This window comes from Croceifilum oryzae (genome assembly GCF_030814315.1).
In the GTDB taxonomy this organism is placed as follows: domain Bacteria; phylum Bacillota; class Bacilli; order Thermoactinomycetales; family Thermoactinomycetaceae; genus Baia; species Baia oryzae.
Genome location: NZ_JAUSUV010000003.1, coordinates 298,279 through 321,177, shown reverse-complemented (window position 1 = coordinate 321,177; position 22,899 = coordinate 298,279). Strand labels below are relative to the sequence as shown.

The following is a 22,899-nucleotide window of genomic DNA, read 5'->3' as shown; positions in this document are numbered from 1 at the left end:
ACTGGGCCTCAAGGGCCAACTGGACCCACAGGACCCCAAGGACCTCAGGGACCGACTGGGCCTCAAGGACCCCAAGGACCTCAAGGACCTACTGGGCCTCAAGGACCTCAAGGACCTCAAGGACCCCAAGGACCTCAAGGACCTCAGGGACCCCAAGGACCTCAAGGACCTCAGGGACCTCAAGGACCGACTGGGCCTCAAGGGCCAACTGGACCCACAGGGCCTCAAGGACCTCAAGGACCCCAAGGACCTCAGGGACCGACTGGACCTCAAGGACCCCAAGGACCTCAAGGACCTCAGGGACCCCAAGGACCTCAAGGACCTCAGGGACCTCAAGGACCGACTGGGCCTCAAGGGCCAACTGGACCCACAGGGCCTCAAGGACCTCAAGGACCCCAAGGACCTCAGGGACCGACTGGACCTCAAGGACCTCAGGGACCTCAAGGACCTCAAGGACCCCAAGGACCTCAAGGACCTCAGGGACCGACTGGACCTCAAGGACCTCAGGGACCCCAAGGACCTCAAGGACCTCAGGGACCTACTGGGCCTCAGGGACCCCAAGGACCTCAAGGACCCCAAGGACCTCAAGGACCTACTGGGCCTCAAGGACCTCAAGGACCTCAAGGACCTACTGGGCCTCAGGGACCCCAAGGACCTCAGGGACCCCAAGGACCTCAAGGACCTACTGGGCCTCAAGGGCCAACTGGACCCACAGGACCCCAAGGACCGACTGGGCCTCAAGGACCTCAAGGACCTACTGGGCCTCAGGGACCCCAAGGACCTCAGGGACCCCAAGGACCTCAAGGACCTCAAGGACCGACTGGGCCTCAAGGGCCAACTGGACCCACAGGACCCCAAGGACCGACTGGGCCTCAAGGACCCCAAGGACCTCAAGGACCGACTGGGCCTCAAGGACCTCAAGGACCTCAAGGACCTCAGGGACCGACTGGGCCTCAAGGACCTCAAGGACCTCAGGGACCCCAAGGACCTCAAGGACCTACTGGGCCTCAAGGGCCAACTGGACCCACAGGGCCTCAAGGACCTCAAGGACCTCAAGGACCTACTGGGCCTCAAGGGCCAACTGGACCCACAGGACCCCAAGGACCTCAGGGACCGACTGGGCCTCAAGGACCCCAAGGACCTCAAGGACCTACTGGACCCCAAGGACCGACTGGGCCTCAAGGACCGACTGGGCCTCAAGGACCCCAAGGACCTCAAGGACCGACTGGGCCTCAAGGACCTCAAGGACCTCAAGGACCGACTGGGCCTCAAGGACCTCAAGGACCTCAGGGACCCCAAGGACCTCAAGGACCTACTGGGCCTCAAGGGCCAACTGGACCCACAGGGCCTCAAGGACCTCAAGGACCTCAGGGACCCCAAGGACCTCAAGGACCTACTGGGCCTCAAGGGCCAACTGGACCCACAGGACCCCAAGGACCTACTGGGCCTCAAGGACCTCAGGGACCTCAAGGACCTCAGGGACCTCAAGGACCGACTGGGTCTCAAGGACCTCAGGGACCGACTGGACCTCAAGGACCCCAAGGACCTCAAGGACCTCAGGGACCCCAAGGACCTCAGGGACCCCAAGGACCTCAAGGACCCCAAGGACCTCAAGGACCTACTGGGCCTCAAGGGCCAACTGGACCCACAGGGCCTCAAGGACCTCAAGGACCCCAAGGACCTCAAGGACCTACTGGACCTCAAGGACCCCAAGGACCTCAAGGACCTCAAGGACCTCAAGGACCTCAAGGACCGACTGGGCCTCAGGGACCCCAAGGACCTCAAGGGCCAACTGGACCTCAAGGACCTCAAGGACCCCAAGGACCTCAAGGACCGACTGGGCCTCAAGGACCCCAAGGACCGACTGGACCGACTGGACCTCAAGGACCTCAAGGACCCCAAGGACCTCAAGGACCGACTGGGCCTCAAGGACCCCAAGGACCGACTGGACCACAAGGACCGACTGGACCTACTGGACGTACGGGCGCGACTGGAGCGACGGGCACAACTGGATCCACGGGCGCAACTGGCGTTACCGGTCCTACTGGACCAAACGTAGCATCATTCGGATTCTCTGCTCAACGTGCTTCTACTGTAGTTAACGCCAATACTCAGCTAGGGGCCTGGACCGTAACTAGCCCGTACTACACAGGCACAGGCTTTAACGCAGCAACAGGAAACTATACCATCCAGCAATCAGGAAGATACTCTGTTAAGCTGATTATCAGTTACCAGGCTGCAGCTCTAGCTGTCACAATTGGCGCTGGACCCAATCCATCATTTGTCGTACGCCGGACCTCACCCGTCGTAACAGACTTGGTAACAGGCTTACTCCCTCTACTAAACATTAACGTAGCACTCGTTCTGACAATAAGAGGAGCTTTAGGAAATGCTTCCATTACACTAACAGGGGATTTCGAACTAACAGCAGGAGATGTAATTGGTGCCTTCTATGTAGCAGACGGCTTAGCAACCAGCTTAACACTGAGTCCAGTCAGTCCCTCATCCACTGTTTGGTCCGTTCACAGATTAACTTAATATAGAATCCATGAAACCGTATAAATTAAACCAAACAACTTCCATTATCCAAGAGTCGTTTTAAACTGTAGATACTATAAAAACAACCCAGTCCTTAAGTGGACTGGGTTGTTCAGACTGCGCTCCGCACAGACAATGGACCACAATTTATCTCACATTTATTCGGGGATTTCTGCGAGTCAAACGACTTGGAACACGAACGTATTCCACCTCGAACGCCCAATAAAAATGCCCATATCAAATCATTTCACAGTACTTTGGAGCACGAGTGTTTAATTCGTCATGAATTTAAAAACTATCAAGAAGCATAGGAGACGGTGATTAATTACATAGATTTATACAAAAAACGTAGGATTCATGGTAGATTATTTGACCTTGCACCTCACGAGTTTTTTCAGGCTACTCTTAAAAAGCAAATTTCATCGTTCATTGTAAATGTATAGTACACCGAATGACTAGTATCTAAATCTGCGATTTATAGAGAATAAGAGAGATCCACTCAATATTTCAGGGGTTAAGCCGACATCAAGTTAATGCAACACATGATAAAGTCAGATGAACATCTATTTTTTATGTCCATCATTGACTACGATATCAATGAAACACAGGTGAAAGCTCTACAGAATGTCATGTCTGCTTTCACATACCGCTTAAAAGAAAGTACAGACGAGCATTACGAACAACTTCATGAGGACTCAAAGAATGACCCCGATTCAGTCCTATTTCGGTTCGGGATCGATCCTAAAGAATTGTACCTAGATCAAGCATCAAATTTTGATGAGCTCTCTAAATATGTAAAAAATCCTCCCTGACAGCATAAGCCCCAGATACTTGCTAATGGGGATGAAAAATCAGTCCATCAATACATAATTGTGCGAGTATCTGCTTGCTTGAAAACAAAACTACTACCTGACCGCCTTGTATCCACGACAAAAAAGACCACTAGATTTCTCTAGCGGTCTTTATCTGTGAACAACTCTCTACTTACTTTACTTCTGTCAAAGTTGCTTTGATTTTCGAGAAGTAGTACTGGGTATAGGCTTCATAACCAGAATCCGTTCCGATCAACAACCAAAGTTTACCTTCGCTATCTGATTTTATATAGTAAGGCTTTGATTTATTGTTGAAATTCTTGATTTCGAATGTTTCCTCATCAGTACTCTTTACTTTCCCAATCGTACCGACTAAAGCAGCATTTGCTCCACCTTGAGCTTGTTGACCATGATCCGCATTTAATCGATAATGGCCACCTTCCACATGCGATTTTGGCTCAACTGTGGCAGCTCCTGCTTTTACAAACACGGAATCCCCTGGGGATCCACCTACTCCAAATGTGCCTGATGGCGTATTGGTTGCAATATCAAAATCAAAATCTACCTTATACGTTGTATTTGGTTTTACTTTATATGTGGTGTGTACTGGCTTCGTTACATACATGAACAAGTCATCACTGTGATTACTTCCTGCAATATGAAGTCCTTTTTGTTGTTTAGTTAAATTTTTAGGAAGGTCTTGTAAAGAGAATGATAATCTCCACTCAGTTTCTGTTCCTGGTGGATAGTCCGAAAAGCCACCGTTCCATCCATTATACCCACTATCAAATGTGTCCTCTATTACAATCTTCTGAGTTGCTTTTTGCTCTGCTTCAGCTGCGTGAACAGGCTGTGATCCAGTAAAATTGACGATCATTCCTCCGAGTACTAGGGATGTTGCAAGAGCAGCAGAAATGGTTTTCTTCTTCATAATCTTCATTCCTCCATGTGAAATTAAGTAGATTAAATTCTACATACCAAGAATACAATTTCATACTAATCTTTCACTACCAATATTACAACTATAGAACTATAAATAAATATAAAGAATTATAAAGTAAGATTTACAAGAAAAAACTTTCCTGCTATGTTTATCTGGCATGTTCATTCGAAACATTTATAGGAGGAAATTACATGTTTAAAAAAGTAGCGTCATTTACAATTGGATGCAGTATCGTTATGGGGGCAACCACAGGAGCTTTCGCTAACTATAATCCGACCCCATACACAGGAGCAGATCATCCTTGTAAATCAAGCTTTGTTGATTTTCAAGCTACTATCACAAAAGAAGTAGCTGATAAAGGTGGCGTCACTACCTTAGTAGAACCATCTCTATCTTCTAAGCCTTATGAAGCACTTCCAACAAAACTATTTTACGGAACTCACGGATTCACTGGTGTTGTTAAGGGAGAAATGGTTAACGGTTCAGACAAATGGTATGTCGTTCACAATATGTGGGCAAATACATATGTTCACTCTTCTAATTTTGAAAAAAATGTAAAATGTTTGTGGAACTAAACTCTTCATATGACCACGTACATTCGAAGCATTTATAGGAGGAGATTACATGTTTAAAAAAGCAGCATCATTAGCAGTAGGATGCAGCATCCTTATGGGAGCAACTACAGGAGTCTTCGCAGCTAGTCCTAACGATAGTTTAGCACCACCACCTCCATACACAGGGGCGGATCATCCTTGTAAATCAAGCAAGACTGATTTTTACGCTACCGTTACAGAAGAAGTAACTGCCAAAGGGGGCGTCCATTCTTTGCTGAAACCTTCCCTTTCTTCTAAACCTTATGAAGCACGCCCAACAAAGTTTATTTATGGACCTCATTTGTTTACTGGCGTTGTTAAAGGAGAAATGGTTAACGGTTCAGACAAATGGTATGTCGTTCACAATATGTGGGCAAATACATATGTTCACTCTTCTAATTTTGAAAAAAATGTAAAATGTTTGTGGAACTAAATATTCTTCATAGTCATAGTAAATGGACTCTCTAACTAACGAGAGTCCATTGTTATGGTTGTTAAGGGTTTTTAAAATATTTTTTTGGAGGGAATCATATGTTTAATGGAGTTGTTCAAGGAGAAGAAGGAAACGGATCAAACAAATGGTATGTGGTACATAATATGTGGGCAAATACGTACATCCATTCTTCTAACTTTGAAAAAGATGTAAAATGTCTCTGGTAATTTCCATTAACTATCATAAAAAAGCACACCTCCCTTCTGCAATATGCGAAAAGGGAGGTGTGCTTATTCTATGGTGTCTTTCCTTTAAATAATTCTATTACTTCATCCTTTAAATCAGGAGTAATCGCCAAAATCTGTTGAGACAAGAAGGAATCCTGCACTTTGTTATGTACATTTGGCACAGGAACAAACGAGAAAACATTCACTACTAAAACTAGCAAAATCGCCATTCGCAAGAACCCGAAAACAAGGCCACCCGTCTGATTAATCGCTGATATAACAGGGATCTTGGCTACACTACCCACAACTCCGCCAATGATACGAAAAATCGTTTTGGCTACTAGGAATATCACCACAAAGGCGAGGAACGAATAGACAAAGCTGCTAATCGGAAATAGTCCCCACACACCCGTTTCTGGCACAATTCCAGGGAACCAGCCCGAGATGGTTTGGGCAAAGGATCCACTAAATTTGTAAGCGAGATAGATGCTTACAATCGTACCAAGTAAAGCGAAGACTTGGCGGACCAATCCTTGTCGGTAGCCTTGAAAACAAGCTGCTGCGATCGCGAGTAATAGGACGATATCAATCCAGTTCATCTAGGGTTGATTATCCTCAATTAAATGCATGATCTCATCGTATTCCTGCTTTAACCGTAAGTATTCATCTGCGATATTAAAAGCAGATAATACAGCCAAACGAGTCATATCTAAACGAGGATTTCCTTCTGCAATGCCTTTCATATTTGAATCCACCAGCCCAGCTACTTGGCGAGTGTAACTGGGGGTTGCTTTCCCAATGATAGGGTAGGTCTGTCCATAGATCTCCACATTCATGCGAGAACGTTGTACCATTCATATCACCAACCCACACGTAGACTGTTTTTCTTACATGTTGCACCAATTGAAGTGTTCATTACCCGATTTTCATCGAAATAAAACGATCCTATATCCCAAGTCTATCACTCATGAGCGATCGGGAGCTGGTGGAATCAAAATCGTCACACTAACTTCGTAAAACAGCACCTAATGTTGTCTGTAAATGTTCAACCACTTTTGAGTGTGTAGCCGTTACTTCAGCATCCGTAAGTGTCCGATCTGCGGCTCTGTAAACGAGCGAGTAGGCGATGCTCATCTTGCCTTCCCCTACTTGAGAGCCGATGAATACATCGAATAAGCGTACCGATTCAAGAAGTTCTCCAGCTACTTCATGGATTCCTGCCTCCAGTACTCCTGCTTCTACATTTTTGTCCACAACTAGAGCCAAGTCACGAGTTACAGCTGGGAAACGCGGGATCGCTTGATAGCGAACATCTGCTTGAATCGCTTGTTGCAGACGATCGAGGTCAAGCTGAACCATTATGGTATCCTTGAGGTCATGTTGTTTCGCCAATTGCGGATGCATCTCTCCGAGCACACCCATTACTTCTCCATTGTAAATCAATTCAGCAGTACGCCCAGGATGAAATCCTTCATGGTGATTTGCCGCTTGAATCTCAACGTTAGCCACGCCAATTCGTTCAAAAATAGCCTGCACAATCCCTTTCGCTACATAGAAATCGCCACCTTGCACGGCTTGACGGTTCCAACGGGCCGAGCGAAAATCGCCTGTTAATAGGAAAGCGAGTTCCGTACGTTCTTCAGGGAGTTCAGTAAGCTTTTTCTCTTGAGTTACGTATACCCGGCCCATCTCGAAGATAGAAAGGTCTTCGTTACCGTGCTTGACGTTATAAGCCGCTGTTTGAACAAGCTCTGGCAAAAGAGTTGTCCGTAGCACGGCATGTTCACTAGACATCGGCATCGCCAAGCGAACAAGACCTGTAGATGGGGTAAGGGAATCTACTTCTTTGCCACGCTTGCTAGAAGTAAGACTATAAGTAAGTACTTCGGATAATCCAAGATCAATCAAGAGATGACGTAGCTTCCGACGTAAACGTTGTGAATCGGTTAAACGTCCTGGCTGTTGTTGTCCCCATGGTAAGGTGGTAGGGATGCGGTCATATCCATAGATCCGTGCCACTTCTTCAATTAAATCCACTTCTAATTGAATATCTGGACGACGAGTTGGAACTTGAACATGATAATTTTTAGTCTCATCCACATGAACAGAGAAGTTCAAACGGTGAAAGATATCTAGTACTTGCTCTTGACTAATACTCGTTCCTAACACTTTCATGAGACGATCATGACGCAGAGTAACTGTCACTTCTTCAATCTCTCCAGAACGCTCTACAATCACGCCTGAGCCGACTTGCGCACCTGCAACCTCTTGCAATAACTGAACCGCACGACTTAATGCAGGTAAGATCCGCTCTGGATCAATCCCTTTTTCAAAGCGATTGCTTGCCTCTGAACGCAAGCCCAATTTACGAGATGCACGGCGAATCAGGATAGGATCAAAGTACGCAGATTCCAATAATACAGTAGTTGTCTGCGAGCGAACTTCTGAAGATTCTCCGCCCATCACACCAGCAAGCCCTAGGATCTGCTCACCATCTGTAATAAGTAGCGTCTCATCATCTAATGCTCTTGTTACTCCATCTAACGTAACAACCGTTTCTCCTGCTCGGGAACGGCGTACAACAATCTCTCCCGTTGAAATCGTCTGAAGGTCAAAGGCGTGTAAAGGTTGCCCTGTCTCTACCATCACGTAATTGGTTACGTCCACGACATTATTAATCGGACGAATCCCGGCTGAAATCAACCGATTTTGTAGCCATTGTGGGGAGGGTCCGACTTGAATCCCCTTCACAACTTGTACCGCATAAAACGGACAATCTTCTTCTAGATCAGTCGTGATCTCTACTTGTGATCTTTCAGTAGATGAGACTGCTTCTTTCCACTCTGGTAAACGAAGCTCCCGATTAAAAATGGCCGAAAGCTCATACGCGACTCCCATCATGCTTAAGCAGTCGGAACGGTTTGGAGTAAGTTCCAATTCGACTACTTGATCGTTCATCCCGAGGTACTCTTTAATATCTTGGCCGATACCCGCATCTGGTCCGAGCACAAGGATCCCTTGCTTTTGATGCTCCGTTAGGAACTTATCTGGGATGCCTAGTTCTTTCGCGGAACAGATCATACCGCGAGAAGCAACACCACGTAATTTGGTATCCTTAATTTTCATTCCGCCTGGTAGAGTGGCTCCTTTAATCGCAACGGGAACCAGTTGTCCTGCCGCTACATTAGCTGCACCACATACAATTTGAAGTGGCTCCGAACTTCCCACATCTACTTGTGTGATATTTAATTTATCCGCTTCAGGATGCTTCTCTACTGATAAAACATGTCCTACCACGACATGACTTACTCCATTATCACGCGTGTAAATGACTTCAACCTCAATGCCAGTGCGATTTAACTCTTCTGCAATCATCTCAGGGGTAATTCCCGTTAAATCTACATACTCCGAAATCCAATCATAGGAGACTAACATATATCCCCTCTCCTCTCTTAAACCGATTTAAATTGACGTAAGAAACGCAAGTCGTTGTTATATAGGTGACGAATATCATCAATGTCATATTTCAACATCGCAACTCGCTCTACTCCGAGTCCAAAAGCAAATCCTGTGTAGCGCTCTGAGTCATAGCCTGCTTTTTCTAATACACGTGGGTGAACCATACCTGCACCTAGGATTTCCAGCCACCCTTTTTCTGGATGGTAAATATCCACTTCTACACTCGGTTCAGTAAACGGGAAGTAGCTAGGACGTAAACGTACTTCTGTATCGGGACCAAACATCTTCTGAATCAGTTGTAGTAATACCCCTTTTAATTCTCCCATCGATACGCCACGATCCACTACCAAGCCCTCGATTTGAGTAAATTGGTGTGAATGGGTCGCATCATCATCATCACGGCGATATACTTTCCCTGGCATAATGATTCGAACAGGTACTTCCCCTTCTTTCGCAAGCAATGTGCGCCCTTGTACCGAAGAGGTATGTGTACGGAGCAAAATTTCAGGAGTGATATAGAAAGAATCCTGCATATCACGAGCTGGATGATCCTTAGGCAGGTTTAACATTTCAAAGTTATAGTGATCTAGCTCTACTTCTGGACCTTCTGCGATCTCGAAGCCCATTCCGATAAAAATATCTTCAATTTGCTCAATCACAGAATGAAGTGGATGAATCGAACCTGGTTCCAGTGATGCACCTGGTAGTGTTACATCGATGGTTTCACTTTGCAATTTAGCTTCTAACTCCGCTGTTTCTAACGATTCACTTTTTTGAGCGAAGGCTGTCTCAAGCGCAGCTCGTACCTCATTCGCAAGTCCACCAATCACAGGACGTTCTTCAGCCGATAAAGAACCCATTCCACGTAATACGGCTGTTAGTTCCCCTTTTTTGCCGAGATATTTTACTTTTAAATCCTTGATTAATTCCATTTCAGTAGCAGATTGAATTTCTTGTAACGCCTCAGTACGTAGACTTTCTAAACGTTCACGCATGGGAAAACACCCCTATATTCAATAAATTTTCAAGCCAAAATAAAAAAGACCCCTCCCCTATAAAGGGACGAAAGTCTTTCCGTGGTACCACCCTTTTTGAAAGAAAGGCTAAGACAAACAAAGCACCTTCTTTCCACTTTCGAACCTGGTAACGGTGGCTTAGACCGGAAACCCTTTACTCGGAAGACATGAATCCGTCTTCTGTTCAAAGATTCAGCTCACAAGTGAATTCGGCAGTCGCTTCCTTAGAGGCATTTGCAGTCTAGGATGCCTCTTCCCTAAAAAGGAGCACTTCTGCTTACTAATCTTGCTCATCGCCGTCATTCATTTTCCACATTCATGATTATCGCTATTATAACGAAGTCAGCCTCAGCTTGCAATCGATTATCGATAAGACTGGCGCACTCGTTCATACATTAAGATCGCTCCCGTTACGGATACGTTTAAAGACTCTGTATTCCCTGGCATCGGAATTTGCACTTCAACATCTGCTTGGGCTAGGACATCTGGATTTACGCCACGTCCTTCATTTCCAAGCAAGATCGCAGTCCGATCAGGAAAAGAATAATCGAAGTGACACTGACCTGCGTGCGGGGATGTACCTACAATGGTAATCCCTTTTTGCTTCATCGATTGGATCGCGAGGTCTAAATTACGCGGAAAAATCGGCACATGAAAAATCGCACCCATCGTAGCACGAACAACTTTGGGATTATATAGATCTACCGTACCGTGACCGAGGTATACTCCCGTAACCCCCATCCCTTGTGCCGTCCGCAATAGCGTCCCTAAGTTTCCTGGGTCTTGAACTTCATCTAATAAGAGAAATGTAGAAGTGCCTCGCTCCAATAAATCATTTTCCTCCCACCTGTGCATCTCAATTTCTGCCATCACCCCTTGAGGCGTTTCGGTTTCCACAAGTGATTGAAAGATCGGGGAAGAAAGTACATAGTACGGGGCTTCTACTTGATGGGTGCTAAAAAACATCTCCCATTTTTCCTGTTGTTCTTCTACCATCAAAGCGACGAACTTCGCTCCAGATCGAATCGCTTCTTGAATCAAATGCTCTCCTTCGATCAAGAAGCTTTGATGTTCTTTACGTCCTTTTCTCGTCTTTATCTTTTTCCATCTTTTTAAGGCTGTATTTTGTACAGAAGTAATCATTGTCCAAAGCATGTATCCGAACTCCTTCAAATTGGTTCATTCATTATACCATTGCCGGCATATTGGATAAAGTAACTCATAATCGGTCATTCTATTGAAAAATAGTGTAAAGGAGGCACATCCATTGAATTTTAATATCCGTGGTGCTGTCTTACATAATATTAGTGGCATGGCTGAACAAGAATTAGAGGGAATGATCGTCGATTCGATCAAGCAAGGCGACGAAAAGCTCCTACCAGGACTAGGTGTGCTATTTGAAGTCATTTGGAATAATAGCAACGAACCAGATCGCAATCAAATGATTGATACACTCCACCATAAAATCACGACAGGTCCTAAGCCTGATCCATTTGGTCCTTAAGCCATACACGAGAGGTTGATTATTTCAGCCTCTTTTTGGTTTTTAATACTGAATATTCTTTTTTAAAAACGTTTTCAAAAACAACATTGTTCAGCTCTTCACGATTTGATATGATAGGTATAAATGGTAAAGGAGGGGGCCCGTTGAAATCACTTATCGTTGTCCGCCATTGTGACGCAGAGGGGCAAGATCGGGAAGCTCCCCTAACTACGAGAGGATTTACGCAAGCAGACGAATTGACTAAATTTTTCATAAACCGAAATGAGAGCGTTTCCAAAATTATTTCAAGCCCTTATAAACGTGCAATCCAAACGATTCAACCACTCGCAAAACATTTGCAAAAAAAGATTCTCAAAGATGAGCGATTATCCGAAAGAATTCTCTCTCCTGACCCACTTGATAATTGGATCGAGATATTGGAGCAAAGCTTCGAAAATCTTGACTTTTCAGTCGAAGGAGGAGAATCCAACCGACAAGCATTTCAACGTGTTGCTCCCCTGATTCGAAGCGAGTTAGAAAGTGAAGAATCTACGGTTGTCTTTGTTACACATGGGAATCTTATGACTTGCATCCTCAAATACTTTGATCCTCAAATCGGGTTTCAGGAATGGAAATCCTTATCTAATCCGGATGTGTTCCAAGTTACTTTTTGCCCCAAAGGCACCACACTTCAGAGAATTTGGTCAGAACAAATAACTTGTAAATAGCCATAAAAACACCAAGCCAGTGAAACAACTTGGTGTTTTTATTTTGAATGAAACCTATTTTGCCGCGAAAACTCCTTGAATTTCCTTCACCTTAGCCTCATCAAGACGTTTCACAATCGCAACAATCCAACGAACCAATGCCTCACAATCTCGACGATCTAAGATCGAAGAATGACTATGAATATAGCGAGTTGGTACACCTAGACTGATACTTGGTACTCCTGTTTTATGAGTGTGGATAAAACGATTATCTGTCGCACCACCCGTGATGACCTCAAACTGGTACGGAATACCCTCTTCCTCGGCAACCTGCTTCACGAAATCAATCATGCCACAGTGGGCAATATGACCTGCATCATATAGGACGAGAAGTGGACCCCCTCCCATTTTGGTATCCGCATGCGGATTGGTCGTTCCTGGGGAATCAGTTGCAATCCCTACATCTACCACAATCGAGATATCTGGATCTACTACTTGTGCAGAAGTAATCGCCCCACGACACCCTACTTCCTCCATAACCGTTCCTACTGAAAATACTTGATTTTGATGCAAAATACCATCCTCTGATAATTCCCGTAACACATCTAATGCTACCGCGCAGCCTAGACGATTATCCATCGCCTTTGCCAGCCAGCGATTTTCGTTACTCATCGTTGTAAAAGGAGAATATGGGATGATAAAGTCTCCAGGTCTTATTCCTAATTGATCAATCTCTTCTTTACTCTCCACACCTAGATCGATAAATAAGTCAGTTACCTCGACACCCTTTTTACGCTTGGCTGCCTCCAATAAATGAGGAGCCACAGAACCAACTACACCTAAATGCCTTCCCTTAGATGTGATCACTTCTACACGCTGAGCAGGGAGGACTTGTCCCCACCAGCCACCTAGTGGATGGAATTTAAGAAACCCATCATCTGTGATACGGGTAACCATAAATCCAACTTCGTCCATATGTCCCGTAATCATAATTCTAGGACCTGTCTTTCCCTTACGAGCAATAAAACTGCCTAGGCGATCTCTATGTGTCTCATCTGCATAGAGGGCAGCATAGCGCTCCATCACTTCCCATACAGCTCTTTCAAATCCTGGTGGTCCTGCCGCCTCCGTTAGTTCCTTAAGCATGGATTCGAACGACGCCTTACCTTCTCCTGATTTCCCCATTATGTGACACTCCAATTTTATGTATCATTTTTTTCAAGCTTATAAGAATAGAGATCTCTTAATCTCTTAAGAGATCTCTATAGGCACTCCTCGGTGATTATCATCTACCCCACTAATCTTAGTTAGATCAATGGTTTATGATTAACAACCACCAAAGCCGCAACCTCCTCTACCACCGCCCCAGCCTCCTCCCCAACCGCCGAAGCCGAAGAAGCCGCAACAGCAGAAGACGCAGACGATGGCAAGAATAACTAGAATGATCCAGATACCACCGCCGCCCCAGCCAAAACCGAAGCCGCCGCCCTCATAACATCCGCCATTTAAACCACTCATGTGAATACCTCCTCTTTGGGAAGTTTCCCATGATTTAATTTATGTACAAGATATCTAATTGGCTGGACTAGTATCCGAACGCAGATCACCTATTTTTATTCAGCTTCTTTTCTGCTAAACCAAGTAAAAATCAAAATCAAGAAAAAACCAATAAATGCAAGGACTGGAATCGTAATGAAACCATCCAACCAATTCAAATAATCTTGGCTACACGGAATGCCAACCTTACATTTGAGCATTCCCCCAATAGACGGCACTTGTTGGACTAAAATATGATAGCTTGAAATCAACATCCCTATGCCCGCAAGAGAACATACATATTTCCCCACTTCCCGATCATCTCGAAATGTGGCAATACCAAGTAGGACAACCAGCGGATACATCAAGATTCTCTGGTACCAACAAAGATCACATGGTATCCAGCCCAATATTTCGCTCATGTAGAGACTGCCTCCAGTAGCGATAATCGAGACAATCCAGGCAAAGTAGAGAGCGTATCTAGATAAGAAATTCATTATTTCCCACCTAGTTCTTTATCCAATCTAGCTTTAAAAGCTTGGAAATTGTTGATTTCAGCATCGGTTGCCATTTTGCCATTGATATACACAACTGGCACTCCCGATATACCGAGGGATTCTACGTACTTATTGTCCGCTTCCACATCTGCTTTGTACTTGTCAGATTTAATATCCTTGGCTACTTGATCGGCACTCACCTCAGGAATATTTTTCTTGATCAAGTCAACTAGAAAATCAGTGGCTTTTCCTTCTGCCAGTTTATTGTACTCCACTTGATTGTTATAAACAGCGTCGTAAAATTTCCAAAAAGCATCTTTATTTTGTGCCATTACCGACTTGGCTGCCATTCCTGCCACGAGGGGTTCCGGTTTCATAAATTGGAACGGGGCAAACGTAAATTGTACCTTTCCAGAATCAATATATGATTTTAGCTGTGAGTAGTGTTGATCATGGAACATTTTACAGTGTGGACAACGGAAGTCCCCGATCTCTACAATCTTAATCGGTGCATCAGCTTTTCCGATTGAAGCTTGTTTCTCCACCTTTAGATCAACCACTTTATCTGATTGAACTGCATCGGATTTTTTCTCCGAACTAAACATGTTTACTAATGAGTAAACTCCAACGCCCAAGAACAATACTAATAAAGTAATAAAGACAATGGTAGTATTATCGCGCTTTCCTTTTTGTTTATGGCGATTTGCCATAATGACGCCCCCTTTTTATTCAGTATGAATCTTACATAGCAATATTATTGTAGCAAAAAATTGGAGATACCAAGAAAAACTTTTTTTTGGTTTTTTGATCTGTTTTTCCTTAAGAGTTTGATTTTTCCCACTTTTTATCTTGCAAAATGGTTCCCATCACTTGTACCATAGAATTAGGTATCAATAAAATAATTTTTTTTGCTCCGTACGCCATATTCATGGAGGATGATGCGAATCCTAAGGGTTACATTCGGTTCATCCAGATGACTATCAATTCATGTACGTGCCAAAAACAAATCAATCTCATAAAATGTACGAGGGGTTCCGTTAGAACAATATCCAGTCTTTTCCATGCCAATATATACAGGATCTAATTTCGATAAAACAGGTAACACTTATGATGTAAACCATACACTAAGTGTTCCAAAACCTTGAGTTAACATCAAAGGGATCGGGGGTTCCCCCTGTATGAAATATGTCATTGATACAAATGTACTTTTGACAGGGATAAGCTGTCCAGAAGAACTACAGGATGCAAAATTCGTCATCACAGCGATGGTACTTCGAGAGCTAGAGAAACATAAGTTAAGTCATAATCCACGTCTAGCTTATGATGCTCGTGTGGCTACTCGATATATTGAACAAAATCAAGCACAAATGGTTTTCGATACCAAGGATTACCAGGTACAGCTTGGAGATCAATTTGATCCAAACTATGCTGATAATAAAATTCTACAATGCTGTGTAGATAATCAGTATGGAATTATCACAAATGACCTGCTTTTAAAGCAGAAGGCTCGAGGTTTAGGAATTCAAGTTTTGGAACTAGATCAAGATGAGTGCGCGTATACAGGATACCTCGAAGCAGATGTGGATGACGAGCGTTATGCAAGCTTACTTCATAATCTTGATGAAAACGTCTTTGAACTGCTTCCAAACCAATACCTCGTCATCAACAACGACAACAAACACGTAGATTTACTTCGATGGACTGGTGAAACTCATACACATGTTCGTCCACGGGGATTTGAAACCATCTATTTTGGTAAATTTTCACCTCGAGATGCTTATCAGCGTTGTGCCCTTGACAGTTTACGAAACAATCCTATGACTGTAGTCAAGGGAAAGGCAGGGACTGGAAAATCGCTAATCGCTCTGAACTACGCTATGCACCAGATTGAAAAAGGCAAATATGATCGTCTCATCTGTTTCGTAAACCCTATGGCGGCTAGAAATAGTGCCAAATTAGGATTTTATCCAGGGACACGGGATGAGAAAATCATGGATTCCGCTATTGGATCCATGCTATGTAGTAAATTTGGCGATAAGATGGTATTGGAAGAGCTGATGAAAGGAAATGAAAAAGAGAAACAACCTCCCAAGCTATTGCTACTCCCTTTTAGTGACATCCGAGGATTTGATACAACGGGTATGAAGGCAATTGTCTACATTATCGAAGCACAAAACTTGGATGTAGATCTTATGAAGCTCGCAGTCCAACGAGTCGGAGAAGATTCCAAACTCATTATTGATGGAGACTTCGAAGCGCAAGTTGACCATACTAGTTATGAAGGAATCAATAACGGGATGAGACGCTTATCGGAAGTATTCCGCGGACAGCCTTATTACGGTGAAGTAGAACTACCCTTCATCTATCGAAGTGAAATCGCCCGAAAAGCAGACGAAATGTAAAGAGAAAGAGAACAGATCTCGATACTCCGATCTGTTCTCTTTCTCTTGACTCAACCTTTTCTATTTAACGATTCATCATGCCCAATCAGTACCATGCGAGGGCTATTTTGATGATAGGGACTGCCGTCAAATCCTCCATACGTTTGGTTTACTCGAAGTCCATTTCGATGGAGCATATCAATCATTTGATCATATGTATACATTTTTACTTGCTCTGTATAAGTTCGCTCTCCGCCTTGCTTGTCAGATAGCGTAATCTTCTTTACTACAAAATCACCCTGGATAGAACGCTCTTCTTGAATATAGATGCCATCTTGCTCCCGTTCGCTCATAGCCACTAAATGACGAATTACATATTCACGGTTCAGATAATCCATTAAAAAGCGTCCATTCGATTTTAATACGCGGGACACTTCTCGGATCACTTGTGCATTTTCTTCATCCGTCTCAAAATAGCCAAATGAGGTAAATAAGTTTAATACTACATCAAACGTTTCTCCTACAAAGGGCAGATGCCGCATATCACCAATGATAAAAGGAATCTTGTGTTGCTGATTTCGAGAAACCGCCTTTGAAAGCAGTGTAGGCGATAAATCCAATCCCACTACATTTAGATGTTCCATAGCAAGGGTTGCTGTATGTCTCCCTGTTCCGCAACACAAATCTAATATAAAATCGTCAGCAGTTAACTGAAGCCACTCGGTTATTTGTTTTACTTCTTGCTCTGCATTTTGTTGATTGCGATGATTATAAACGAGTAAGTAATCTTTTCCAAAACTCTCCTGATACCATGTCGACACCTATAACGCCTCCGCTATTCGATTCTATTAATAGGATATATTCTTATGTTATTCCCTACTGTCTAACAGCTAACCTTTATCGTTTCCAAAAGAACAAATAATGATAATACCAAGCAAATTGATCTACATTCTATAAGTGTATAATAGCAAATATTGCCTGCAAAGAAAAACGATTGTGATGAACTTCTTGATAACAATTTCGATTTTACATATAAATCAAGCTATTAAGTAATAAAAGTACAAATAACAAATACTTTCCCTAGACAGAGGAAGAACGCCAGATCATTGAAAGATACAGCGTGGGCTTTCTCACTCGTATACGGTATAATAGAAGAAGAATCCGATTTACCATCATGCGCATCGGTTTGCGTAGATATGCAGGAGCTAACTATGAGTACAAGATTTGAGGCTATATTAGAAATCGAAACGATGTTTCGGTTGATTCAACGTTCTATGCGAAAAGAGCTTCGAGAAGTATGGGGAGAAACACTTACTGGAGCTGAGTTTGTCCTATTACATCATCTTGATTTGCGTGGACCGCAGATGATCACTGCCCTAGCTCAAGAATTTGAGGTTTCAGTAAGTCATATCACTCATGTAGTAGATCAGCTCGAAAGAGAACAGTATGTAGCACGACAGCGTTCCCAGCTGGATAAAAGGGTTGTCGAAGTTCATATAACGGAAAAAGGACAAGAGAAATCATCTTGGATGTCTGAAAAAAGGAAAGAGTACCTTCTGCAAAAGTTTGATCCTTTTACACTCGAGGATCTCTCTGTCCTTCAAGATTTATATAAAAAACTTTTATAATTCCGTTTCAACGCGTTTCATTCTTCTAACATGGGTGAAACGTATTTTCCACCCATTTATTTAATCTTGTAAAACAAAAATTTCGGGAAGGTGAATATTAAACTATGGAAAATTTAAGTAGACGTGAGAAGATCTTTATTATGAGCGCCATCGCCTGTGCTCTGCTTTTTGCTTCACTCAATCAGACAATTGTCATCAACGCCCTGCCCACCATTGTCGCTCAGTTAAACGGGGCCGAGCTCTTTAACTGGGTATTTACTATTTACATGCTAACTTCAAGTATTACAGCCATTTTAGTAGGGAAGCTCTCCGATTTATATGGAAGAAAGACCTTCATTCTAGTGGGGATTGGATTCTTTCTCATCACATCTTTTCTCTGTGGAACCTCTACTACTATCGGGCAACTAATCCTTTATCGCGGCTTGCAAGGAATTGGTGGAGGTATGATTTTATCCACTTCCTTTGCTGCGGTAGGAGATCTATTTTCTCCTCGTGAAAGGGGAAGATGGCAAGGGTTCTTAAGTGCTACATTTGCCACTTCTAGCATCCTCGGACCTACTATTGGCGGTATGATCGTGGATACATGGAACTGGCACTATATCTTTTGGGTGTTTCTTCCTGTAGGGGTTGTTGCTTTTTCACTGATCTATAAACTATTTCCTACTATCCAGAACACAGGAAATAAAAAAATTGACTATCTAGGGTCTCTATTACTTACAGGAACCATAGCTCCCTTTTTATTAGTTTTTTCTTTGGCAGGAAAAGATTTTTCTTGGATATCTCCACAGATTATTGGACTATCTGGACTATCCATTCTAAGCCTTGTGTTCTTTGTCCGCGTGGAGAAAAGAGCGGCCAATCCGATTCTCCCACTCACCCTATTTAGAAATAAAATTTTTACGCTCTCCAGTAGCATAAACTTGCTTATAGGTATGGGGTTATTCAGTTGCATCACCTTTACTCCTTTCTTTTTGCAAGGAGTCCAAGGAAAGGATGCTACTACTTCAAGTATGATTATGATCCCTATTCAATTAGGTCTCGTTTTTGCTAGTTTTTTCACAGGACAATTACTCGCTCGAACAGGGAAATATAAGAAACTAAGTATCTTAGGGCTAGGTCTCATGTTGATAGGAACTCTATCCATGCTTGACACAACTACTCACACCACTCCACTCCAAACCATGTTGCAGTTATCGGTTATCGGTTTAGGACTTGGAATCACGTTTCCAATTTTTTCTGTCACGGTTCAAAACGCTATTCCTTATGAGCATCTGGGGACAGGTACCTCCTCTGTACAGTTATTCCGCCAACTGGGTGGGACCGTCGGAGTTTCAATCATGACTATGATTATGCAAGGTTCTCCACAAAGTAAATTCATAAACGAAGTCTCGGCAGCACCAAATCCATCTCTACCAAACTCTACGGTAGAAATGTTAAGCAACCCGCAGGTCTTGATGAATCCGGAAAAATTACACCACGTCCAATCAAATCTCACGCCTGAGTCCCAATCACTGGTACAATCGATACTACAGCAGACCAAGAATACTCTACTCTCTTCGTTACACAATGTATATCTAGCCCTGGCGATCCTAGTCCTGATTGCTTTTATCATCGGCTTCTCTGTACCTGAAATTGAGCTCCGAACCAGTAATAAGCGTAATCAAGCATCCTAGAAAGCCATTTAAGCCCAAGTAGTAGTCCATTGAACTACTACTTGGGCTTCTGTTATTTTATAAAAATGACGAAAACGAGCCCCCTTAAGAGCTCGTTTTTTATATAAACGGTTTGCCAACCGGTCAGATGAAGGGAGTCTATAAATTTGATAAGTGCTAAAACATTTTACAACAAATGACTAATTCTCCAATTAAATTCTTCAATCATAATCGGAATAAAATACTCCATGTTTTCCGATGTCTGTTCGCCCTCAATATTGCTCAGAACAATGTGATTACAATACTCTACTAAGCTGTTCCAGTCTGTAAAGCTTGCTAGTATCTCACTGCAGTCAAGACTGTTTAAACGTATGTAGAAATTTTCATCTTGCTTCAGTACATAATCCAGACCAATAATGGCAATGTTCAAGTCTACACAGTCTTTGACAAACTCATGGATGGCACTAACCGGGAGATAAACTTCCCCTTCAGCAGCCAAATGCCCATTTTGTTCGTACTCTGTAATTAGCCATTCTGCTAACATGTAGCTTTACTCCTCCCTTTGTTGGGTGAGCGTCTTCACGATCTCCTCGTCTTTACTATTATAATTCATTTGCATATGAATAAGATAAAAATATTACTTTCGCGATCCAAGTCTTACAAAAATTTTATTTATGTCCATGTAGCTCACAACGTAGATTGATGGCTCTTATTGTAAAAATTTGTATATAGAATATATACAATGAAGAAAGCAAATCTCCTGCTCTCAATTCATTTTTCTTTTAAAAAAATACAAACAAGACCCCATGACTAACGAGAGCTAGTCGCGGGGTCTTACAAACAGAAATTATTTCGCTTTTTTCGCAATATCTGCAAGGTCTGCAAATGCTTTTGCATCGTTGACAGCAAGGTCAGCAAGCATTTTACGGTTAATATCAACGCCAGCAACTTTCAAGCCGTACATTAATTTGTTATAAGAAAGTCCGTTGATGCGTGCAGCTGCATTGATACGTGTAATCCAAAGACGACGGAAATCACGTTTCACTTGACGACGGTCACGGTATGCATACATCAAAGATTTCATTACTTGTTGTTTAGCTGTTTTAAACAGTCTATGTTTGGATCCAAAATATCCACGTGCTAGTTTGAGTACCTTTTTACGACGACGACGTGTAACGGTACCACCTTTCACTCTTGCCACTAGTAATCCCTCCTGAACAGATCAGTTATGTTATAGATACGTAATTAAAGATTCGATACGCTTTTGGTCACCCTTAGACAGATATGCGCCCTTACGTAGGTTACGCTTTCTCTTTGGGGATTTACTCTCTAAAATATGGCTTGTAAATGCATGGCTACGTTTTACTTTGCCCGTACCCGTTTTCTTAAAGCGCTTTGCTGCTGCTTTTTTGGTCTTCATTTTTGGCATGAGCGAGTCCTCCTTACGATTGTTGTTTTGGATTTAGAATCATGATCATCTGACGACCCTCTAGCTTAGCTGGGCGCTCTACATCGGCGATCTCTTTTACTTCTTGAGCCACACGATCCAACACCTTACGGCCTAACTCTTGATGAGTGATCTGACGACCACGGAAACGAATCGATAGCTTCACTTTGTCGCCATGTTGCAAGAACTTGATCACATGCTTCAACTTCGTCTGCACGTCATTCTCTTCAATCGATGCGCTCAAACGTACTTCCTTCAGTTGAACGATCTTTTGATTCTTGCGAGTTTCCTTATCCTTTTTGCTTTGCTCATAACGGAATTTTCCGTAGTTCATAATCCGGCAAACAGGGGGTTTGGCTTGTGGTGCAATATTCACAAGGTCAAGATTTTGTTCTTGTGCCATTTTAAGTGCATCACGTAATGCGACGATTCCAGCTTGGTCTCCGTTTGCATCAATCAAACGTACTTCGCGAGCGCGAATAGCTTCGTTGATTTGATGTTGTTGATCTTTGCTGATGACCTGCCACCTCCAAAAAATGTAATATAGATAAAATAAAAAAGTGTGGACGTATGATGCGCCCACACTTCTGATTCCTGAAGTTTAATACAATCCATCAGCGAATGTTAAACCTAATCTGAACGAAATGTCAATCAGGTGAGAAGCGGGCGCCTCTTCTTACACGAATGGTATGAATATATCATGTTGGGTAAGGGATGTCAACTCCCTCATAAGCAAAACTGTTTCCTTCATGATCTTACCAAATATCCGCCAACTTCTCAATGTCTCCTCTACTTAATCTGATTTCGTAACAATTGATTTAATCTCTCCCACCATTTTTTAATCTTTCTATGAAGAGATTCATTTGCTACAGGTTCCGAATGGATTTGTGTCCACTTTGACTCTGATTGTACCTCTTCACATGTTTCATCATGCATAATGGTTATCTCTCCGTCATCATGAGAAGCCTCTTCCTCGACCATAGCTATAATCGTTTCAGAAAACTGTAGTAGACACTTTTGTCCAATCGATCGGATAACCGATGCTCTAGAGATTGCACGATGGTCAAATGAATCAGGAACCAATGATTCCAGTTTTATCATCTTTTTGCTACCTACTTCATTCGCATAAATCGCTAATACACTTTGCATTTCTGGGATGGACATTGCCTCAGGGATCGAATCATCCAAAGTATAAAAGCTATTTTGAAGCAATCTCACCGTATGATTTTCTTGACCTGTGAGAACGATTTTATCTTTCAAAGTATCTTTCATTTGATTCCATACTTCTGAGAAAGCGGGAGCATCTTGGATCATAGACCTCTTAATCCCGTGTATTTCCGTTGCTTTTGCTGAAATTCGTCCTTTGGCCTTCACTAAGCTGTGATAGAGTATCTCTCCTGAAAGGTCAACAATCGCAACTTCCAGAACCTCAGATGTTTCTCCCAATCCTGTCCCTATCATCTCAAGAATTACCATGTTATCCTGCCAATTTAGGCTCATATAAATCCTCCGTTCCACCTCTTTCATGTGTTATGATATGCAATCTC

Annotated in this window: 27 protein-coding genes and 2 other annotated features; of the genes, 11 read left to right on the top strand and 16 right to left on the bottom strand. The window is 43.1% G+C overall.

Going from position 1 to position 22,899, the window contains the following annotated elements; genetic code table 11:
- The 3 genes from J2Z48_RS04800 to J2Z48_RS04795 form a co-directional block, all read left to right on the top strand.
- A partial coding sequence (locus J2Z48_RS04800) for a hypothetical protein (protein WP_307251440.1) occupies positions 1 to 2,538 on the top strand: 2,538 nt, incomplete at its 5' end.
- A 98-nt stretch (positions 2,539 to 2,636) separates the two neighbouring features.
- Positions 2,637 to 2,849 carry an integrase core domain-containing protein gene (locus tag J2Z48_RS15715; protein ID WP_370872870.1) on the top strand — a complete coding sequence of 71 codons (213 nt, stop codon included), beginning with the start codon at positions 2,637 to 2,639 and terminating at the stop codon, positions 2,847 to 2,849.
- Positions 2,850 to 3,080: 231 nt separating this feature from the next.
- Entirely contained in the window at positions 3,081 to 3,350 is a 270-nt protein-coding gene (locus J2Z48_RS04795; RefSeq protein WP_307251418.1) for a hypothetical protein, read from the top strand.
- A 172-nt stretch (positions 3,351 to 3,522) separates the two neighbouring features.
- Here J2Z48_RS04795 and J2Z48_RS04790 read toward each other — a convergent pair whose 3' ends face one another.
- Entirely contained in the window at positions 3,523 to 4,281 is a 759-nt protein-coding gene (locus J2Z48_RS04790) for a hypothetical protein (RefSeq protein ID WP_307251417.1), read from the bottom strand.
- Between the two features lie 203 nt (positions 4,282 to 4,484).
- Here J2Z48_RS04790 and J2Z48_RS04785 point away from each other — a divergent pair, with 203 nt between their 5' ends.
- From J2Z48_RS04785 to J2Z48_RS04775, 3 genes are all read left to right on the top strand, one after another.
- Complete coding sequence (locus J2Z48_RS04785) at positions 4,485 to 4,868, top strand: hypothetical protein (RefSeq protein ID WP_307251416.1); 384 nt, start codon at positions 4,485 to 4,487, stop codon at positions 4,866 to 4,868.
- Between the two features lie 49 nt (positions 4,869 to 4,917).
- A complete protein-coding gene (locus J2Z48_RS04780; protein WP_307251415.1) occupies positions 4,918 to 5,319 on the top strand; it encodes a hypothetical protein in 402 nt (133 codons plus the stop codon).
- Between the two features lie 98 nt (positions 5,320 to 5,417).
- Positions 5,418 to 5,546 carry a hypothetical protein gene (locus tag J2Z48_RS04775; protein WP_307251413.1) on the top strand — a complete coding sequence of 43 codons (129 nt, stop codon included), beginning with the start codon at positions 5,418 to 5,420 and terminating at the stop codon, positions 5,544 to 5,546.
- Positions 5,547 to 5,614: 68 nt separating this feature from the next.
- Here the strand turns inward: J2Z48_RS04775 and J2Z48_RS04770 are convergent, their stop codons facing one another.
- The 5 genes from J2Z48_RS04770 to J2Z48_RS04750 form a co-directional block, all read right to left on the bottom strand.
- Complete coding sequence (locus J2Z48_RS04770) at positions 5,615 to 6,145, bottom strand: CvpA family protein (protein WP_307251412.1); 531 nt, start codon at positions 6,143 to 6,145, stop codon at positions 5,615 to 5,617.
- Positions 6,146 to 6,400 (bottom strand): cell division protein ZapA, encoded by a 255-nt coding sequence (gene zapA, locus J2Z48_RS04765; protein ID WP_072336599.1) that lies wholly within the window; start codon positions 6,398 to 6,400, stop codon positions 6,146 to 6,148.
- 151 nt (positions 6,401 to 6,551) lie between these two features.
- Positions 6,552 to 8,981 carry a phenylalanine--tRNA ligase subunit beta gene (gene pheT / locus J2Z48_RS04760; RefSeq protein ID WP_307251411.1) on the bottom strand — a complete coding sequence of 810 codons (2,430 nt, stop codon included), beginning with the start codon at positions 8,979 to 8,981 and terminating at the stop codon, positions 6,552 to 6,554.
- Positions 8,982 to 8,998: 17 nt separating this feature from the next.
- Entirely contained in the window at positions 8,999 to 10,000 is a 1,002-nt protein-coding gene (gene pheS / locus J2Z48_RS04755) for a phenylalanine--tRNA ligase subunit alpha (RefSeq protein ID WP_307251410.1), read from the bottom strand.
- A gap of 60 nt (positions 10,001 to 10,060) precedes the next feature.
- Positions 10,061 to 10,324, bottom strand: a binding site (T-box leader).
- 60 nt (positions 10,325 to 10,384) lie between these two features.
- Positions 10,385 to 11,176, bottom strand: coding sequence for a TrmH family RNA methyltransferase (locus J2Z48_RS04750; protein WP_307251409.1), 792 nt, complete (start codon positions 11,174 to 11,176; stop codon positions 10,385 to 10,387).
- A gap of 112 nt (positions 11,177 to 11,288) precedes the next feature.
- On the opposite strand from J2Z48_RS04750, the gene sspI reads away from it, so the two are divergent.
- Together sspI and J2Z48_RS04740 are read left to right on the top strand one after the other, a co-directional pair.
- On the top strand, positions 11,289 to 11,525 hold the full coding sequence (gene sspI, locus J2Z48_RS04745) for a small acid-soluble spore protein SspI (protein ID WP_307251407.1): 237 nt from the start codon (positions 11,289 to 11,291) through the stop codon (positions 11,523 to 11,525).
- 143 nt (positions 11,526 to 11,668) lie between these two features.
- Entirely contained in the window at positions 11,669 to 12,232 is a 564-nt protein-coding gene (locus tag J2Z48_RS04740; protein WP_307251406.1) for a histidine phosphatase family protein, read from the top strand.
- Between the two features lie 54 nt (positions 12,233 to 12,286).
- Here the strand turns inward: J2Z48_RS04740 and J2Z48_RS04735 are convergent, their stop codons facing one another.
- The 4 genes from J2Z48_RS04735 to J2Z48_RS04720 form a co-directional block, all read right to left on the bottom strand.
- Positions 12,287 to 13,396 carry a M42 family metallopeptidase gene (locus J2Z48_RS04735; RefSeq protein WP_307251405.1) on the bottom strand — a complete coding sequence of 370 codons (1,110 nt, stop codon included), beginning with the start codon at positions 13,394 to 13,396 and terminating at the stop codon, positions 12,287 to 12,289.
- A 141-nt stretch (positions 13,397 to 13,537) separates the two neighbouring features.
- Positions 13,538 to 13,729, bottom strand: a complete 192-nt coding sequence (locus J2Z48_RS04730) for a hypothetical protein (RefSeq protein WP_307251404.1) — start codon at positions 13,727 to 13,729, stop codon at positions 13,538 to 13,540.
- Between the two features lie 95 nt (positions 13,730 to 13,824).
- Positions 13,825 to 14,244, bottom strand: a complete 420-nt coding sequence (locus J2Z48_RS04725) for a disulfide oxidoreductase (RefSeq protein WP_307251403.1) — start codon at positions 14,242 to 14,244, stop codon at positions 13,825 to 13,827.
- Positions 14,244 to 14,954, bottom strand: coding sequence for a DsbA family protein (locus J2Z48_RS04720; RefSeq protein ID WP_307251402.1), 711 nt, complete (start codon positions 14,952 to 14,954; stop codon positions 14,244 to 14,246). Before J2Z48_RS04720 ends, J2Z48_RS04725 begins: the two co-directional genes overlap by 1 nt.
- Positions 14,955 to 15,422: 468 nt before the next feature.
- Here J2Z48_RS04720 and J2Z48_RS04715 point away from each other — a divergent pair, with 468 nt between their 5' ends.
- A complete protein-coding gene (locus J2Z48_RS04715; RefSeq protein ID WP_307251401.1) occupies positions 15,423 to 16,646 on the top strand; it encodes a PhoH family protein in 1,224 nt (407 codons plus the stop codon).
- A gap of 50 nt (positions 16,647 to 16,696) precedes the next feature.
- Here the strand turns inward: J2Z48_RS04715 and J2Z48_RS04710 are convergent, their stop codons facing one another.
- The gene (locus J2Z48_RS04710; RefSeq protein ID WP_307251400.1) at positions 16,697 to 17,446 is read right to left on the bottom strand and encodes a class I SAM-dependent methyltransferase; all 750 of its coding nucleotides are present in this window, start codon (positions 17,444 to 17,446) and stop codon (positions 16,697 to 16,699) included.
- A gap of 390 nt (positions 17,447 to 17,836) precedes the next feature.
- Between J2Z48_RS04710 and J2Z48_RS04705 the strand changes: the two genes are divergently transcribed.
- Positions 17,837 to 18,253, top strand: coding sequence for a MarR family winged helix-turn-helix transcriptional regulator (locus J2Z48_RS04705; protein ID WP_307251399.1), 417 nt, complete (start codon positions 17,837 to 17,839; stop codon positions 18,251 to 18,253).
- Positions 18,254 to 18,357: 104 nt separating this feature from the next.
- Positions 18,358 to 19,926, top strand: a complete 1,569-nt coding sequence (locus J2Z48_RS04700) for an MDR family MFS transporter (RefSeq protein ID WP_307251398.1) — start codon at positions 18,358 to 18,360, stop codon at positions 19,924 to 19,926.
- Positions 19,927 to 20,092: 166 nt separating this feature from the next.
- On the opposite strand, the gene J2Z48_RS04695 is transcribed toward J2Z48_RS04700, so the two are convergent.
- The 5 genes from J2Z48_RS04695 to J2Z48_RS04675 form a co-directional block, all read right to left on the bottom strand.
- Complete coding sequence (locus J2Z48_RS04695) at positions 20,093 to 20,449, bottom strand: hypothetical protein (RefSeq protein ID WP_307251397.1); 357 nt, start codon at positions 20,447 to 20,449, stop codon at positions 20,093 to 20,095.
- Between the two features lie 303 nt (positions 20,450 to 20,752).
- The gene (rplT, locus tag J2Z48_RS04690; protein WP_072336555.1) at positions 20,753 to 21,106 is read right to left on the bottom strand and encodes a 50S ribosomal protein L20; all 354 of its coding nucleotides are present in this window, start codon (positions 21,104 to 21,106) and stop codon (positions 20,753 to 20,755) included.
- A gap of 30 nt (positions 21,107 to 21,136) precedes the next feature.
- A complete protein-coding gene (gene rpmI, locus J2Z48_RS04685; protein WP_072336552.1) occupies positions 21,137 to 21,334 on the bottom strand; it encodes a 50S ribosomal protein L35 in 198 nt (65 codons plus the stop codon).
- A 13-nt stretch (positions 21,335 to 21,347) separates the two neighbouring features.
- Entirely contained in the window at positions 21,348 to 21,890 is a 543-nt protein-coding gene (infC, locus tag J2Z48_RS04680) for a translation initiation factor IF-3 (protein WP_176786668.1), read from the bottom strand.
- Between the two features lie 10 nt (positions 21,891 to 21,900).
- Positions 21,901 to 22,036 (bottom strand) — a sequence feature (ribosomal protein L20 leader region).
- 105 nt (positions 22,037 to 22,141) lie between these two features.
- Positions 22,142 to 22,852, bottom strand: a complete 711-nt coding sequence (locus J2Z48_RS04675) for a 3'-5' exonuclease (RefSeq protein ID WP_307251396.1) — start codon at positions 22,850 to 22,852, stop codon at positions 22,142 to 22,144.
- Positions 22,853 to 22,899 lie beyond the last annotated feature (47 nt).